Consider the following 15,300-nt stretch of genomic DNA (forward strand, 5'->3'; position numbering starts at 1 on the left):
CGATAAATTGGGGGAAAATAAGGCATTTTGAGCAAGCCAATTTATCGGGGGGTTGGGGGGATCGACTCAAAACCTACGCAGTATTGCTTTGTAAGCTTGTCGTTTACCCTAAAATACTTGACTAACCTTAGCGCGAAACTGTAGCCTCAAACTACCCTTATCACTGCCTATAGAAACATGGGATAATTTCCCGTAACCCTCACGACTACGGTAATTTACGTATATTCTGCAAAAACTGAGTAAAAAAAGCAAATTAATTAACTTATGGTTACTAGGATATATGATAATTCACATTCCGATGAAAGCACTAACGGGGTTGTTGTAATGGTCGAGCCATACAGCCAAAAAGAGCAAATACAACAAGTTGTCTACCGCATTTTAGATGCCAATTTAGATCGTGCTCGTGAGGGCTTGCGAATTATTGAGGAATGGTGTCGGTTTGGGTTGAATAATGCTCAGTTGGCTCTTGAATGCAAACAGCTGCGGCAAGAAGTTGCTAAGTGGCATACCCCAGAATTGCGAGCGGCGCGAGATACACCAGGCGATCCTGGGACTGATTTAACCCATCCTCAAGAAGAACAACGAGCTAGTATCAAATCGGTGTTGCAAGCTAATTTTTGCCGTATAGAAGAAGCATTGCGGGTGTTGGAAGAATACAGCAAGCTTTATCACCCAACTATGGCTAAAGCTTGCAAACAGATGCGCTATCAAGTTTATACCCTAGAAAGTAGTTTAATGGGTCATCAGCGCCATCAATTATTGTGGCGATCGCGTTTGTATCTTGTTACTTCCCCACATGAAACTTTGTTGAACAATGTCGAAGCTGCACTCAAAGGCGGATTAACGCTTTTACAATACCGCGACAAAACTGCCGATGATTCTTTGCGTCTGGAACAAGCCAGAAAACTCCGGCAGTTATGCCATATCTACGGTGCTTTGTTCATTGTTAACGATCGCGTGGATGTAGCTTTAGCTGTCGATGCAGATGGGGTGCATCTGGGACAACAAGATATGCCCATTGCTGTTGCTCGGCAATTACTCGGTTCCCAGCGTCTGATAGGTCTTTCTACCACAAATAAAGAAGAAATGCAAGCAGCAATTGCTGAAGGTGTAGATTACATTGGCGTGGGGCCAGTTTATGAAACTCCCACAAAACTAGGTAAGGTAGCAACAGGTTTAGAATATGTCAGCTATGCTGCCAAAAATTGCTCAATTCCCTGGTTTGCCATTGGAGGAATAGATGCCAATAATATCAATGATGTGATCGATGCCGGAGCCGAACGTGTAGCGGTAGTGCGATCGCTCATGCAAGCCGAACAGCCTACCCTAGTGGCACAATATTTACTTTCCCAACTCAATCGCATTAAACCAGAACTTTAAAAGAGTCATTAGTCATTTGTCATTTGTCATTTGTCCAAAGTAAACAATCAATTCCCCACTCCCCATTCCCCATTCCCCACTCCCCACATATTATGTCTAATGAGATTACGGTTCAGGTAAATGGGGAAACCCATAGCTGCTCATTTCAAACTTTTTTACCCGACTTACTTCAACAGTTGGGTTTTAATCCGCGCTTGGTGGCTGTGGAGTATAATGGCGAAATTTTACATCGCCAGTTTTGGCCAGAAACAAAAGTACAACCAGGCGATCGCTTAGAAGTGGTAACTATTGTTGGTGGCGGTTAGTTAATTTGAGCAAGCAAGCCCAAATCCTTGAGGCTGCGTCGTGTAATTTCGATCCGGGCGGGTGCATCCTCTGCTTTATCCATATCAAGGGTTGTTGCGAAAAAATAGACGTTTTTATTTTCCTCTAAATAACCCACGAACCAACCAATGTTTGGTTTGGTACTCGTTAACCATCCCGTCTTCCCCCGGAGTGTGTAGTCTGGAGTTTGTTCGCGTACCATAATGTCTTTGACAAGATTTATTGTCCGTTGGGAGAAAGGCAAATCGCCTTGATACAACCGTTGCAAAAACTTAATTTGCTCTTTGGGTGTAATTTGCAATAGCTGCTGTTGTAGCCAAAAACGATCAATGTCTGCGGCGGTGCCAATTTGACGGTTCCCGTAACCTACTTTATTAATAAATTGCTGCATCCGTTCATATCCAGCCCTACGTGCCAATACTTGATAGAACCAAACAGTTGAATCTTTAAAGGCTTGACGCAAATTCGTATCATGATTCCAGGCATCAATTTCTCGGTGAATTCCATCCCAAGTCAGAACCGCCACATCATCAGGAACTACACCTGTTTCTAAAGCTACCAACGCGTTAAAAATTTTGAATGTCGAAGCTGGAGCAATCGCAGTTGCATTACGTTGAGGATTGTGTTCATAGAAGCGGTTATTTTTTGAGTCGTAAATCAAAATAGAGCCTTCACGCCCAAATTCTTGAAAGTGTCGCCCGAAATTTGGCGCTTTAACAGCGGGACGTTGAGATGAGGTTGAGGCAGGTTGAGCCACAACATACATTACCCCAGAGGTAATCACACTCAATACAGCCAGACATCCAATAATTGTAAAGACAAAAGATTGCATTCGGCGATTTGCGTAACGCCGAAGGAATCGCTCTATGCGAAACCAGATATTTTTCATTGCACATTTAATCGCATCACAAGCGAGATTTTACACTGCAATCTTGCTTATTTACAGCTATTTATTAGAAGAATGAGATACACGGTAGGGTAGCACATCTGTGCTACCATACTGGATCAATACGGTTCGGATAAGATCCCCCCGCCTGTGGCGACCCCCTTAAAAAGGGGGTAAAAGAGGAAATTAGCCCCCCTTTTTAAGGGGGGTTGGGGGGATCTTCGCAGGGTAAACAAGCTAACCGAACCGTATTGCATACTGAATGTGCATTTATTTTACAAAACCGCGTTTCACCCCTCTGATTTGTAAAGCGATCGATGAAGGGTTCTCCGCTTGGCTACTTCTTTACCTTTGCGGCCAAGCTGCTCACGTAGTTGCTGGTCTTTGCACAACCGATTGAAAGCTTGAAAAACTTCATAACCAGAATTGGGATTAACCAGTATTCCATTCTCTTCATGCTGAACTGTGTCTAGAACACCGCCTAAGCGAGGAGCAATTACAGGCTTACCGAAGTAACTTGCTTCTAAATAAACCATACCAAAACCTTCCATATTATTAGCTTTAGTATCCAATAAAGTCAGCATGGCAAATATGTCGCAAGCAGCATAATAACTTGCTAATTCTTGCTCAGGCACATATCCGGCAAAGTGGACGCGCTTATCTACCCGCAAACGATGCGCCAAAGATTTCAGTTCCAATTCACTTGACCCTTGACCGCAAATTATATAGTGGACATCGACCCCAAAAGTTAGCAATAGTGGGATATTATCAATTACTCTGTCGAAACCTTTATGTTTTACTAGCCTGCCGATGGAGAGAATAACTATTGCTGATTCGGGAATGTTGTACGCCTGACGCACACGAACACGTAAATCATCCAGGCTGCTGGGACTCGCTACATTATTACCAAATTTTTCTGGTCTGATTACTGGGTTAATGACGTGAGTAGGAGTATCTAATCGGAAAGCAGTTCTGAGGTAGTCTCTTGTATAAGAACTGTTACAAACAATACCTTCGGCTCGTTTGAGTGTTAATTTAAATAGCGATCGCAGCACGGGATTGTGTGAAGTACAATGAAGATCATTGCCGTGCAGATAGATAAAAAAGCGAATCGGTAGAAAATAACTCAATAGCAACAGCGAAGGGAAATCATAGCCGTGGCCCCACTCTATATAACGATAGTGATAGCGAAAATAAAGTCTGATTGCTAGGACAAATGAGCAGACGATATTGACCAAAGGCTTCAGGATACTTCCCACAAAGCCACTACGCCAGTATCTAGGATAAAACCAGCGATACACGGGAAACTGTTGACCTTGATCAAATACTTTGTCTCCTGAGCAACTAGCCGCCAGCACAATTACTCGTTCTGGATCTTGGAGACAGCGATTGTAGATATATTCCCCAATTACAGCTTCTTTCGGCAGGAAGATCCGGGATATGACTAGGATATCTGGGTATGCAGCTTTGTCTCTGATTTCGGCTGTTAGTTGAGAAATATGTTCCATAATAAAGCTGATAACTTGACTTCAAATAATTTTTAATTTATTTACAATTAGGATTATTTTCAAAGCCTTAATTCTTATTTTATTTCTTTTAAAACGAATGTGGTAGACAAATTTGAAGCCGATTTTACAAAATTAGCCAGGAAGATTGTTTTTTTATTGTGTTGATTTTATTTTTGCTCCAAATTTCTCACTACTTGAGAATTTCTGTGCATGATGAACAATAAATCAAAGCTAACACTTGTAGCCAAATTGCCCAGTGAAGAACTGTTGCGAAAATTACGAAATTTAGCTACGTTCACATATAATATTCTGAATTCTCTAGGATGTTGTGCCAAAATTCCTAAAATTTAGATAAGTATTTGAGAGCTATCTGGTGTCTGTATACGCTTATTGATAAGCATCACGGACAGTTTATAGCCTCTCGAATAAAGGGAACTTACAGGGTGCTAGATGTAGTAAATAGTACTCGTTTTTTAAAAATATCCTCCCACCTTGTGATTAAACAAGTAAGGTGAAGTATTAAAAATTATAGACTCACGCACAGGTAACGGAAAATCGAACCACAGAGGCACAGAGAAGCCAGTGCGCCCTTGCGGTTAAGAGACTTGAAGCAACTGGCGCGACACGGAGGAATAAGAGTTTGAGAGGTATTTTGCGTAAGTCCTAAATTAATTAAAATAATTATTAAAAATTAAAAGCATCTGTATAATTCCAGACTGTAGCCTGAAAGTGGTAGTCCAAAAGGTAGCAACAATTGCCCGTTCGCAAATTTATGTAATTGTGAACATATCTTAAGGTACGGTTCCCCAGTCGAGAAATCCCCCCTGCGATCGCTGCCTACCCAACAGAAGACGCGGTAGATTAAATATGTAGCCTTTAAAAGATGAATGCTACGTGAATGCTACAAAGCAAGCTTTTACGGGCTGGCGTTAGCGACAGAAATCAGTGAATAGTCAACAGTTATCAGTAATCGCGGTAACTCTCTCAGGGATTTGACCCCGACTGAAACACATCACTTGTTAGAAGTGGGGGACTCAAGTCAGTGAACAGTTATCACAGACGATTTTTTTAACTGATAACTGATAACTGATAACTGGTTGAAACACTCCTACCAGCATGGGGAGAAATCATAAATAATTCAGTTTTCCAAGCGATAGTATTATGCGTAAAAAACTACAACAAACCATCAAACCACTGTTAAAAAGCTTGTTAGCGCTAGGACTGGTGTTAACTTTGGCTCTTAGCCACGCCGATGGAGCATTAGCGGCCCGCAGTGGGGGTCGAATCGGTGGTGGCTCATTTAGAGTACCTTCTAGCCGCACCTATACACCGCGCACCTATGCACCTCCTGGCGGGGGCGGATACTATCCTGGTGGTGGTTTTGGTGGTGGTTTTGGCTTTCCCTTCCTACTTCCTTTCTGGGGTATTGGGGGAGGATTTGGTGGTCTATTTAGCATCTTAATTTTCTTTGCGATCGCTAATTTCATATTGCAAACTTTCCGCCGCGTCTCTGGCGGTGAAACTCCAGAAGCAGATTACACCAGTAACTCTCCTGTTTCTGTGACTCGTTTGCAAGTAGGTTTGTTAGCTCAAGCCCGTGAATTGCAAAATGAACTCAACCACATTGCTGAAACTGCTGATACTAACACACCACAGGGGAGAGCAGAAGTTCTACAAGAAGCCAGCCTAGCTTTACTGCGCCATCCCGAATACTTTGTATATGCAGGTGGTGGTACTCAACAAGCCAGTTTAAATTCAGCTGAAAGTCAGTTTAATCGGCTGTCACTGGCAGAACGCAGCAAGTTTAGCGAAGAAACTATTTCTAACGTCAACAACCAGCTAAGAGCAGCCCTTGCCAAAGATGCTTTACCTCCGGCTGGTGAACTCGACAACCCCACCCGCCTGTTTACCGAAGGCCCTGGTGAATATATTATTGTCACCTTGCTGGCGGCGACATTAGGTAAGTTTGAAATCCCCACAGCGATTAACAGTGCTGATGATTTGCGTCAAGCTTTGCGCCAAATTGGTAGTATCCCCAGTGAGAAACTTCTAGCAATTGAAGTTCTTTGGACTCCGCAAGCTGAAAATGATACCCTGACATCTGATGATGTACTAGCAAATTATCCTGATTTGAGACTTGTTTAACAAACAGAATTCAGGAGTCAGGAGCCAGAATTCAGAATTGAATTCTGAACGAAAAATCTGACTTCTGAATTCTTCTTTAATAATCATATAAATACGCTGGTAGGGGCAAGGCGCAATGCCCATAGGTGTAAACTTAACGTAAAAGCTATGTCCCGCAAGGAACTGAAGTTCCTTGGCTTTTAGCGGAAGTCATCTTAAGATGACTAAATATAGCCAAAAATCTTTAGTCTACTTCAGTAGACTTTAGCTAAAAGCCAAAGAACTTTAGTTCTAGGCGGGTGAGTCAGCTAACAGTTAAGCTATTTTTGGCTTAAGTTGACACCAATGGGCATTGCCATGCCCCTACAATAAATCTATATGTATCAGGATTTTCGTGAATTGCTATACCCTTTGAGGGCAATAACTAGAAAACCGTTTGTCAATACCAAGCGGTTTTTTGTATAACTTAGATATACCAGGACTTACGCACTGAAAACTGAAACCTAGATCCTCCCTAATCCTCCTTAAAAAGGAAAGAACCCTAAAAGCCGCTTTTTTAAGAGTATTGGGGTATCTCTTATGCGTAAGTCCTATACACTTATATATTGTAGAAAAATTATTCTTAGCCAAGACTTTGGTAATATTATCAAAATGCATTATACGTAAAGCGTTATCTTATGCCTAGTGTTGAAGCCGACGAAAACCGAGAGCATCGCATTAAAACAGAGATCATTGTAGATGCTGAAGATAAAGAAGACCGGGCAATGGGTTGGTACTATTACCTCGAAGAGTCCCTGAATTTTCCCTTTATGGCTAAATGGACTAAGAAGGGACGCAAATCAGGTTCTACCGAGGAGAAACAAGTGGAAGTGCTGGGAATGGCCCCAGATGATGAGTGCTTAAAAGATATGCTTGTAGAAGTGGCTTATATTAATGGTAAGGATGATGATGTATATTCTGCAAAGTTATCTGAAATAGCAGCCATTGATGCTGACAGCGAAACTCAAGAAGCGATCGCAGACTGGCTCTATTGGATTGCCAGAGGATATAAATTTTAAATTCTAGGATAAATACCGAATGACGCGGCAGGGATTGCCAGCAGCGACAACATTCTCAGGTATATCTTTGACAACTACACTGCCAGCACCAATGGTTGTGTTATCACCAATAGTTACACCTGGACAAATAATTGCACTGCCACCAATCCAGACATTGTTACCAATGTTAATTGGGGCAGCTAATTCTCTCCCAGAAAGACGAATTTCTGGCTCTGTTGGGTGATAAGCAGTATAAATTTGCACATAAGGAGCGCACAAGACATTTTCACCAATATGAACTGTATTGCAGTCTAAAATTACACAGCCATAGTTCATAAAAAATCTGTCGCCAGCGAAAATATTACTGCCATAGTCACAGTGAAATGGTGGCAGAATTAACACTTTTTCACCTATCTTTCCAAATAACTCTTGCAAAATTTGCTGCCGTTGCTCTTGCTGTTCTTCAGTCGTAGAATTGTAACTTCGCAATAGACGACTAGCTCGCTTATTTTCGGCAGCCAATTCTGGATCTTCCGCCAGATATAATTCGCCTGCGAGCATTTTCTGTTTTTCGGTTTTTTCCATAACAGACTTATTTAGCTTCTTGATTCTAGGATACACCTTAGTAGCGGCTAGAGTAGCTCCATCCATATCAAAACCGCCATGAATCAAAATTCCAGATACTGGTGAAGAAAATCTGAGTAATTTAATTGAAGTGGCAACAGAAAGGACTAATTAACTAAATATGGCATAAGTAGCTTTTCCCTGCCTTTTAGCTCGGTACATAGCAATATCAGCATCCCGTAGCAGAGTTGCAGGCTCCTCATAATTACTAAAATTCCAAGTAATACCAATGCTAGCTGTAGTAGATAATTGATATCCATTCAGGTTAACTGGCAATCGTAAGGAGTCTTGAATTCGTTTGGCAACATTGGTAGCGTCGGTAATATCTTTAATATCCTCCAAAAGAACAGTAAACTCATCACCACCAAATCGTGCTACAGTATCGCCACCGCGTAAGCACGACTCTAAACGTCTAGCGATCGCTACTAAAAAATCATCCCCTATTCCATGCCCAAAGCGATCGTTAATCTCTTTGAAGCCATCTAAATCCAAAAATAAAACTGCAAAATAATAATCGCTTCTGCGTTTGCTACGTTCAATGGTTTGTCTGAGCCGATCTAAAAATAAAACCCGATTCGGTAATTCTGTAAGCCCATCATAAAACGCATTACGCATCAGTTGCGCCTCAGTCTGCTTGCGTTTGGTGATGTCTTGAAAAACTAAAACCGCGCCAGTAATATTGCCATTTTGATCGCGGATGGGTGCAACATTATCCCCAATGGATATTTCTTTGCCATCTTTGGTAATCAATATACAGTTTTCTGGTAAATTTAAAACTTCGCCTGCTTCGATTACGTATGTAGCTAAATTTTCAATTTTTTCTCCTACATCTTTGTCAACTAAGCTAACGACTTCTACTAAATCTTTCTCGAATGCTTCACTTTGCTTCCAGCCAGTGATTATTTCTGCTATAGGATTCATCATTTGAATACAACCATTTGCATAAGTCACAATCACTGCACAGCCCATGCTGTTAATAATTGCCGCCAGCCTCTGTTTTTCTTCGTATAATATCTTTTTGGTCTGATGTTTGTACAGAGCCATTTCAATCGCAAAACGTAAATCACTTTCAACAAATGGTTTGACTATATAACTAAAAGGCTCACTTAGCTGATTTTTTTGTAATTTTTTATATACCGAACCGTCTATTAGAAATACTACAGGCACATGGAAATGATTCTGGATAATATCCGCTACGTGTACACCGTCAATTTCTCCAGCTAGGTAGCTATCAATTAATACTAAATGTGGATGATTTTCTGCTACCTTTTTTATTGCCTCTTCACCAGACTTAGTTATTTCTAAAACTGAATAACCTAATTTTTGTAAACTCTTTCTAATATTTGAGGCTAGGATTTTTTCGTCCTCAACAACTAGGATTTTGCAGGCGAACATATTACAATAACCTGTTTGCTAAGATTCAGATTTTTGTTCTGAGTATCAACTCATCTAAAATTTCATTATTCTATCATAAACAATCTCTAGCTATTCTGTCTTCTTGCTTGATATAAATACTGAGTCACGATCAAATAACATCATTTTATTAAACTCCAATAATTTCTGTACTTGTCAAAGCTAATTTTGATTATTTCATGCGGCTAATGTCAAGCTATTAACATCAAATATAAATTTCCATGTAATTACTAGCAATCAAAAAGCGATTTTCATAAATTATGCAATAATTCTTTTGAAGAAAATAAATATTAATAAGTATAGGATTTATGTATAAATTAATCAAGACAAAAAAACCTCAAATAACAACATAGTACTTTTATACAAGTGAAGATAATATAATGTGTTATATTTAATACAATAGGATTTACTCACTAAAATATTACTAAAACTAATTATTATCTGAAATTAAAAACTTTAATATCGCTTTGTCTACAAATAGTTTTTGTCTCAGCCGGAGTCGAAATTACCGTCTGAAACTGTCTTAAATTTTCAATGGTAAGCGAAATAGTATTATTTAAAACTATTGAGAGCAGTTTCCGCACAGAGAGGGTACAGGAAAAAATAATTAACCACAGATGAACGTATATACTCGTAGGGGCGTACATCTGTGCATTGGTGTCAATTTAAATTAGAAATAGCTTAACTGAAGGCTTGACTCACCCGCCTGGAACTTTAGTTCCAGGCTAATAGCTAAAGTCTACTGAAGTAGACTAAAGATTTTTGGGTGTATTTAGTCATCAAGAATAGATATTGAAAAAAGAACACCTTTTGTGCTTTAGAGATTGGACTTACTTTTAGTCAGTTCAATGCTAATTTTGCCACTAAAGTCTGGAATAGGTGCGGCAGGTTTGCTAAGAGTGACTTGGACTTTTGTTACACGATCGCATTCTTGGAGAATAGAATCTGCGATCGTTGTTACCAATTTCTCCACCAAAGCAAACTTAGACGTTTTGACCAGATGTTGTATCAGGCTAATGACGCTGCGATAATCTAAAGTGTCTTCGATCGCGTCAGTCTTGGCGGCTGTGGAGATATCCAACCATAACCTCACATCCACCTCAAACCATTGTCCTAGCACCTGTTCTTCTGGCAGATACCCAATGTAGCCATAGCAACGAATTCCCGTTAAATGAATGCAGTCCATAAATGTTTGAGAGCAAATTGTGCATTTTGTAGAAACTGGAGCAAGTTTGCTTGGAGATTTTCCTTCCCACAAACTCGCGTGGCGGTGTTGGGTTCCATCTTTGCATTTGTCAAACTTTCCCAGATGGATTTTAAATTGATCCTTAGAGAAAATCTAAAATTTAAGATTGTTTTATAGCTATGTTTGATTTAATGCCGATCGCTTATAGGAATGTTAATCAACTTTGGGCTTATATTTTAACAGAGACGCTAAAGCGGTTGGGATTGACTTGTGCTATTATTTGTCCTGGATCACGCTCTACACCCTTAGCGATCGCCTTTGCTCAACAAGCACCTGAAATTGAAGCGATTTCCATTCTCGATGAACGTTCCGCCGCCTTTTTCGCTTTGGGACAAGCTAAAGCAACCGGACGCCCTGTGGTACTAGTTTGCACCTCTGGTACAGCAGGAGCAAATTTTTATTCAGCAGTTATTGAAGCCTCATATAGTCGCGTACCACTGTTGATATTAACCACTGATAGACCTCCAGAATTGCGAGATTGTCACTCTGGGCAAACTGTAGATCAATTGAGATTATATGGAAACTACCCAAATTGGCAAACAGAGTTAGCCTTACCCTCTGCTGATATGGGAATGCTAGCTTATCTGCGACAAACGGTAATTCATAGCTGGGAAAGGGCGCAAACCCCTACAAAGGGGCCAGTACATTTGAATATTCCCTTTCGCGATCCCTTAGCGCCTCTTCCTGATGGAACAGACTTGAGTTATTTGCAATCACAGTTCCACCCAGAAGACTTTTTTGCAGGAATAGCAAACACCACCCCATTCCCTACTCCCGTTCGGCTACGCTCACGGCAAGCCCATTCCCCATTCCCCATCCCCCAAGAATGGAAAGAATGCGATCGCGGCATTATTATCGCAGGTGTTGCCCAACCGTCGCAACCAGAGGAATATTGTAGAGCGATCGGGCAACTTTCCCAAACTCTCAAATGGCCTGTGCTAGCTGAGGGACTCTCCCCAGTCAGAAATTATGCCGAACTCAACCCTTATTTGATTTCCACTTATGACCTGATTTTGCGAAATCAGCAACTAGCAAAGCAGTTAGCGCCCGAAATGGTGATTCAGGTGGGTGAAATGCCTACAAGTAAAGAACTGCGTACCTGGATAGATGCAACCCAACCGCGACGCTGGGTAATTGACCCCAGTAACCAAAACCTCGACCCTTTGCATGGGAGGACGACGCATTTACGGATATCTGTAGAAGAGATAAAGGCAGAGGAGATAAATTTATCTGGTTCTTCAGACTATGGAAAGCAATGGTGTGATGTAGAAGCGAAGGTTAGGTTAGCTGTTGACCAGACGATGGGGAAGATAGATGAAGTCATTGAGAGTAAAGCAGCTTGGTTAATTTCTCAGATTTTACCACCAGGAACGCCTCTGTTTATTGCCAATAGTATGCCTGTGCGGGATGTGGAATATTTCTGGAAACCGAATAATTTAGGAGTGCGATCGTATTTTAACCGGGGTGCAAATGGCATAGATGGCACATTATCCACTGCTTTAGGAATTGCCCATCGCCAGCAAAGTAGTGTGATGTTAACGGGAGATTTAGCTCTGTTACATGATACTAATGGTTTTTTAATCCGCAATAAGTTTGTCGGACATCTGACGATTGTGTTAATCAATAACAATGGCGGCGGTATTTTTGAAATGTTACCCATTGCCAAATTTGACCCACCATTTGAAGAGTTTTTTGGGACTCCCCAAGATATTGATTTTGCTCAATTGTGCGCTACTTTTAATGTGCAGCATGAATTGATTACTTCTTGGCAGCAATTGCAGCAAAGATTAAACCCACTACAAAATACAGGAATTCGGGTTTTAGAGTTGCAGACAAATCGGAAATTAGATGCTAAGTGGCGACAAGAGAATTTAAGGAAGTTTGCCGCCGATATTGAAATTTAACTATTCCATTAGGTGTTGTTTAATCGCTGGATGGAATAATATACTTGTGGTATTAAAGTTAAAAAGGCTACCCTAAAACATTTAATTCTGATTGCTAGATTGTGCGATTTTTGAATTATTTATTCACCCAAAGACTTTTCTATTGCTCTTCGGATATACTTTTGGTAGGAAATACCTTCTTTTTTAGATACAGTTTTAACTGTTTCTAGCATTTCCTCTGACACTCTTAGATTTACAGTTTTGTCTTTAGGTTTAAATTCAAAAGTAACAGGCTTAAAGTTTTCTTCATGAAGATAATCTGACAAATCTTCATCTAGTAAACTTTCTAATTCTTCATCAGTTTTAATTTTAGGAAATATTTTCTTCATATTTTTTCGCCTCTTTCTCTCTCATGTAACGACTACTAATAGGTCTAATTAACCTTTCTCCTTGCTTTTCACGGAATGTAAATCCTACGAAAATATATCTACCTTTGATTGATACACCTGTTGCAATAAATCTATCCTCATTTTCAGAGTGCTTTATATCAGGTGAAATCCTAAGACTTTTATCAAGAAACAAAGCCTCAATTTCCTCTAATGAGACTCCGTGCTTTTGGCATTTTTCAATATTTCCATCATCCCAGTCAAAGCCTGATACAGCCTCTGTCATATTATGATAGTAACTTTTGTATATACAAATGTCAATACTTAAGTCAGCGATCGCAATCTCAATTCCAACAACGCCAAAGCTAACGCTTCCAACGTTCCTCAGCAATTTCACCAAATAGTCGTTTTAACAGTCAGAAGACGAGCGATCGCACTTTTTTTTTCCACCGTTTCTGATATACCCGCGTGTCTGCAAATGCTTCTTCACTACGAGAAACTTTATTTGTAGCCATAATTATTTTACGGAGTGCGATCGCTTTTCTCCTCTGCGCTTTTGGGTAAAACTTACCCCCTTACTTCACCTTGTAACCACCCTTCCAAGTCAGCAAGAGTAGAGAAATCCAACAAAGCATTACTTAAAGCTTCCAACTGTTCCACCGATAACCCTTGAATCTGAGACAGAAGCGCATCAGGAATTGCACCCACAAGTCGGTTTAACTGTCGTAAAACGACCTTTCTTTCTCCTTCTTCCTTCGCTTCCCGAATAGCGCGTGGTTCTTCCAAATTCAGTCCCAACATCGCTTGAATCTCCTCTCGACTAAGCTTAGAAAACTTGTAGACAATAATCGTCGTCACCAAATCAATTATCGCTTGCTCCGACTGTTGCCGTGCTTGTTCCAGCAAAAACCGCGCCCCTTCCACTGCTTCTGTTTCAGAAGTAACATTTGTCAGCAACATCAAACCCAATCCCAAAGGTTGTTGTCGCAAATCCCCCAACTCATCCAGATAAACCCGCTTGACTTGACCACTTGACAACAAAGCGCGGTGAATCGAAGAAGAAGAAGGTTCCAGGCTGCCAGAGCCAAAAATTATGACTCCAAACCAGTCATCGTAACGAATCGAGTGGCGATATAGAAACAAAAACAATTCACTAAAGAAGCGGTGATATAGGTCTTCGTCCTTCTGAAACTGCACTTCAGCAAAAAAGACGGTTTTGGAAACTGCATTAGCCGGAGGTAAAAATACTCCATCAATCCGAAACGCCGTTTCTTTCACTTCAACTGATTCAAACTGGTAGTTTTGGGCTTCTGGTGGTGGTTCATCTACTAATTCAAACAGCAAACCGGGAAGTTGCTTAAATAATTTGTAGAAGATGGTATCGCGCCGCATTTTTAGGGACTTCCAGAAAATAAATTATCCAATTTACTCAGATAATATTTTTCTTTCTCCCCCTGCTAAGAGCTAATAGCCCCCCTGCCTACACCGCAATAGGATATTTTTTTAGTTGGAAGTCCCTTATTCCTCAACACCCAGACAATTACCAGATTGTAAAGGCTTGAGACAACAATTTTAGCGTAGGCGTAGCCCACCGCAGGTATCGCATGTCCCTACGTCCGCGATAAAATTCTCAAACAACAGCGCACTCCATACCAATGCAAATTAACTGGCAAACTGCCAAAACCTACGAAGATATTCTGTATCAAAAAACTGATGGCATTGCGAAAATCACCATCAACCGTCCCCATAAACGCAATGCTTTCCGTCCTGAAACAGTCTTTGAACTGTACGACGCTTTCTGTAATGCTCGTGAAGATACTACTATTGGTGTTGTTCTATTTACAGGCTATGGCCCCCATACTGATGGCAAATATGCCTTCTGTTCAGGTGGCGATCAAAGTGTGCGGGGACATGCGGGTTATGTGGACGATACTGGCATTCCCCGCTTGAATGTCCTGGACTTACAACGCCTGATTCGTTCCATGCCGAAAGTGGTGATTGCTTTAGTAGCTGGATATGCGATCGGTGGTGGACATGTCCTACACTTAATTTGCGACCTTACCATCGCCGCCGATAACGCCATTTTTGGACAGACTGGCCCGAAAGTCGGCAGTTTCGACGGTGGTTTTGGAGCCAGCTATTTAGCCCGCGTTGTGGGGCAAAAAAAAGCTAGAGAAATTTGGTTTCTCTGCCGCCAATATGATGCACAACAAGCGCTAGAAATGGGCTTAATTAATTGTGTCGTCCCAGTCGAACAACTAGAAGCAGAAGGTATTCAATGGGCGCAAGAAATTTTAGAAAAAAGTCCGATCGCAATTCGGTGTCTCAAAGCTGCGTTCAACGCTGATTGTGATGGACAAGCTGGTTTACAAGAACTCGCTGGCAATGCCACCCTACTTTATTACATGACAGAAGAGGGGTCTGAGGGCAAACAAGCGTTTCTCGAAAAGCGGCCACCAGATTTTCGCTCTTTTCCTTGGTTACCTTAA

Annotated in this window: 14 protein-coding genes; 6 read left to right on the forward strand and 8 right to left on the reverse strand. The window is 41.0% G+C overall.

Annotated features, from left to right (window positions below):
* Nucleotides 1-324: 324 nt before the first annotated feature.
* Nucleotides 325-1,380, forward strand: coding sequence for a thiamine phosphate synthase (locus LC653_RS02240; protein WP_229492396.1), 1,056 nt, complete (start codon nucleotides 325-327; stop codon nucleotides 1,378-1,380).
* Nucleotides 1,381-1,472: 92 nt separating this feature from the next.
* The gene (thiS, locus tag LC653_RS02245; protein ID WP_229492397.1) at nucleotides 1,473-1,685 is read left to right on the forward strand and encodes a sulfur carrier protein ThiS; all 213 of its coding nucleotides are present in this window, start codon (nucleotides 1,473-1,475) and stop codon (nucleotides 1,683-1,685) included.
* Here thiS and blaOXA read toward each other — a convergent pair.
* Both blaOXA and LC653_RS02255 read right to left on the reverse strand, forming a co-directional pair.
* Nucleotides 1,682-2,536, reverse strand: a complete 855-nt coding sequence (gene blaOXA, locus LC653_RS02250; protein WP_229492398.1) for a class D beta-lactamase — start codon at nucleotides 2,534-2,536, stop codon at nucleotides 1,682-1,684. The genes thiS and blaOXA overlap by 4 nt on opposite strands.
* 344 nt (nucleotides 2,537-2,880) lie before the next feature.
* Complete coding sequence (locus LC653_RS02255; RefSeq protein WP_229492399.1) at nucleotides 2,881-4,098, reverse strand: glycosyltransferase family 4 protein; 1,218 nt, start codon at nucleotides 4,096-4,098, stop codon at nucleotides 2,881-2,883.
* Between the two features lie 1,161 nt (nucleotides 4,099-5,259).
* Between LC653_RS02255 and LC653_RS02260 the strand changes: the two genes are divergently transcribed.
* Both LC653_RS02260 and LC653_RS02265 read left to right on the forward strand, forming a co-directional pair.
* Nucleotides 5,260-6,243 carry a DUF1517 domain-containing protein gene (locus LC653_RS02260; protein WP_229492400.1) on the forward strand — a complete coding sequence of 328 codons (984 nt, stop codon included), beginning with the start codon at nucleotides 5,260-5,262 and terminating at the stop codon, nucleotides 6,241-6,243.
* 656 nt (nucleotides 6,244-6,899) lie between these two features.
* Complete coding sequence (locus LC653_RS02265) at nucleotides 6,900-7,280, forward strand: calcium-binding protein (RefSeq protein WP_229492401.1); 381 nt, start codon at nucleotides 6,900-6,902, stop codon at nucleotides 7,278-7,280.
* 3 nt (nucleotides 7,281-7,283) lie between these two features.
* Here LC653_RS02265 and LC653_RS02270 read toward each other — a convergent pair whose 3' ends face one another.
* The 3 genes from LC653_RS02270 to folB form a co-directional block, all read right to left on the reverse strand.
* Nucleotides 7,284-7,844 carry a sugar O-acetyltransferase gene (locus LC653_RS02270; RefSeq protein WP_229492570.1) on the reverse strand — a complete coding sequence of 187 codons (561 nt, stop codon included), beginning with the start codon at nucleotides 7,842-7,844 and terminating at the stop codon, nucleotides 7,284-7,286.
* A 150-nt stretch (nucleotides 7,845-7,994) separates the two neighbouring features.
* Nucleotides 7,995-9,278, reverse strand: a complete 1,284-nt coding sequence (locus tag LC653_RS02275) for a GGDEF domain-containing response regulator (RefSeq protein ID WP_229492402.1) — start codon at nucleotides 9,276-9,278, stop codon at nucleotides 7,995-7,997.
* Between the two features lie 835 nt (nucleotides 9,279-10,113).
* Nucleotides 10,114-10,482 carry a dihydroneopterin aldolase gene (folB, locus tag LC653_RS02280; protein ID WP_229492403.1) on the reverse strand — a complete coding sequence of 123 codons (369 nt, stop codon included), beginning with the start codon at nucleotides 10,480-10,482 and terminating at the stop codon, nucleotides 10,114-10,116.
* A gap of 179 nt (nucleotides 10,483-10,661) precedes the next feature.
* Here folB and menD point away from each other — a divergent pair, with 179 nt between their 5' ends.
* Nucleotides 10,662-12,446: a 2-succinyl-5-enolpyruvyl-6-hydroxy-3-cyclohexene-1-carboxylic-acid synthase gene (gene menD, locus LC653_RS02285; RefSeq protein WP_229492404.1), complete on the forward strand. Its 1,785-nt coding sequence runs from the start codon at nucleotides 10,662-10,664 to the stop codon at nucleotides 12,444-12,446.
* Between the two features lie 119 nt (nucleotides 12,447-12,565).
* Here menD and LC653_RS02290 read toward each other — a convergent pair whose 3' ends face one another.
* The 3 genes from LC653_RS02290 to LC653_RS02300 all read right to left on the reverse strand — a co-directional run bounded on the left by LC653_RS02290 (nucleotide 12,566) and on the right by LC653_RS02300 (nucleotide 14,203).
* Nucleotides 12,566-12,814, reverse strand: coding sequence for a CopG family antitoxin (locus LC653_RS02290; protein WP_229492405.1), 249 nt, complete (start codon nucleotides 12,812-12,814; stop codon nucleotides 12,566-12,568).
* Nucleotides 12,795-13,208, reverse strand: a complete 414-nt coding sequence (locus LC653_RS02295; protein ID WP_229492571.1) for a BrnT family toxin — start codon at nucleotides 13,206-13,208, stop codon at nucleotides 12,795-12,797. Before LC653_RS02295 ends, LC653_RS02290 begins: the two co-directional genes overlap by 20 nt.
* 170 nt (nucleotides 13,209-13,378) lie before the next feature.
* Nucleotides 13,379-14,203, reverse strand: coding sequence for a DUF2887 domain-containing protein (locus tag LC653_RS02300; protein WP_229492406.1), 825 nt, complete (start codon nucleotides 14,201-14,203; stop codon nucleotides 13,379-13,381).
* Nucleotides 14,204-14,466: 263 nt separating this feature from the next.
* Here LC653_RS02300 and menB point away from each other — a divergent pair, with 263 nt between their 5' ends.
* Complete coding sequence (menB, locus tag LC653_RS02305) at nucleotides 14,467-15,300, forward strand: 1,4-dihydroxy-2-naphthoyl-CoA synthase (protein WP_109011247.1); 834 nt, start codon at nucleotides 14,467-14,469, stop codon at nucleotides 15,298-15,300.

This window comes from Nostoc mirabile CHAB5784 (assembly GCF_020829645.1).
Classification (GTDB): domain Bacteria; phylum Cyanobacteriota; class Cyanobacteriia; order Cyanobacteriales; family Nostocaceae; genus Nostoc; species Nostoc mirabile.

Bases quoted from the DNA above. Each gene is read 5' to 3' on its own strand.
- LC653_RS02300 (WP_229492406.1), bottom strand. From the start codon at position 14,203: ATGCGGCGCGATACCATCTTCTACAAATTATTTAAGCAACTTCCCGGT.
- menB (WP_109011247.1), top strand. From the start codon at position 14,467: ATGCAAATTAACTGGCAAACTGCCAAAACCTACGAAGATATTCTGTAT.
- LC653_RS02290 (WP_229492405.1), bottom strand. From the start codon at position 12,814: ATGAAGAAAATATTTCCTAAAATTAAAACTGATGAAGAATTAGAAAGT.
- LC653_RS02240 (WP_229492396.1), top strand. From the start codon at position 325: ATGGTCGAGCCATACAGCCAAAAAGAGCAAATACAACAAGTTGTCTAC.
- LC653_RS02260 (WP_229492400.1), top strand. From the start codon at position 5,260: ATGCGTAAAAAACTACAACAAACCATCAAACCACTGTTAAAAAGCTTG.
- thiS (WP_229492397.1), top strand. From the start codon at position 1,473: ATGTCTAATGAGATTACGGTTCAGGTAAATGGGGAAACCCATAGCTGC.
- LC653_RS02275 (WP_229492402.1), bottom strand. From the start codon at position 9,278: ATGTTCGCCTGCAAAATCCTAGTTGTTGAGGACGAAAAAATCCTAGCC.
- menD (WP_229492404.1), top strand. From the start codon at position 10,662: ATGTTTGATTTAATGCCGATCGCTTATAGGAATGTTAATCAACTTTGG.
- LC653_RS02265 (WP_229492401.1), top strand. From the start codon at position 6,900: ATGCCTAGTGTTGAAGCCGACGAAAACCGAGAGCATCGCATTAAAACA.
- LC653_RS02270 (WP_229492570.1), bottom strand. From the start codon at position 7,844: ATGGAAAAAACCGAAAAACAGAAAATGCTCGCAGGCGAATTATATCTG.
- blaOXA (WP_229492398.1), bottom strand. From the start codon at position 2,536: ATGCAATCTTTTGTCTTTACAATTATTGGATGTCTGGCTGTATTGAGT.
- folB (WP_229492403.1), bottom strand. From the start codon at position 10,482: ATGGACTGCATTCATTTAACGGGAATTCGTTGCTATGGCTACATTGGG.
- LC653_RS02255 (WP_229492399.1), bottom strand. From the start codon at position 4,098: ATGGAACATATTTCTCAACTAACAGCCGAAATCAGAGACAAAGCTGCA.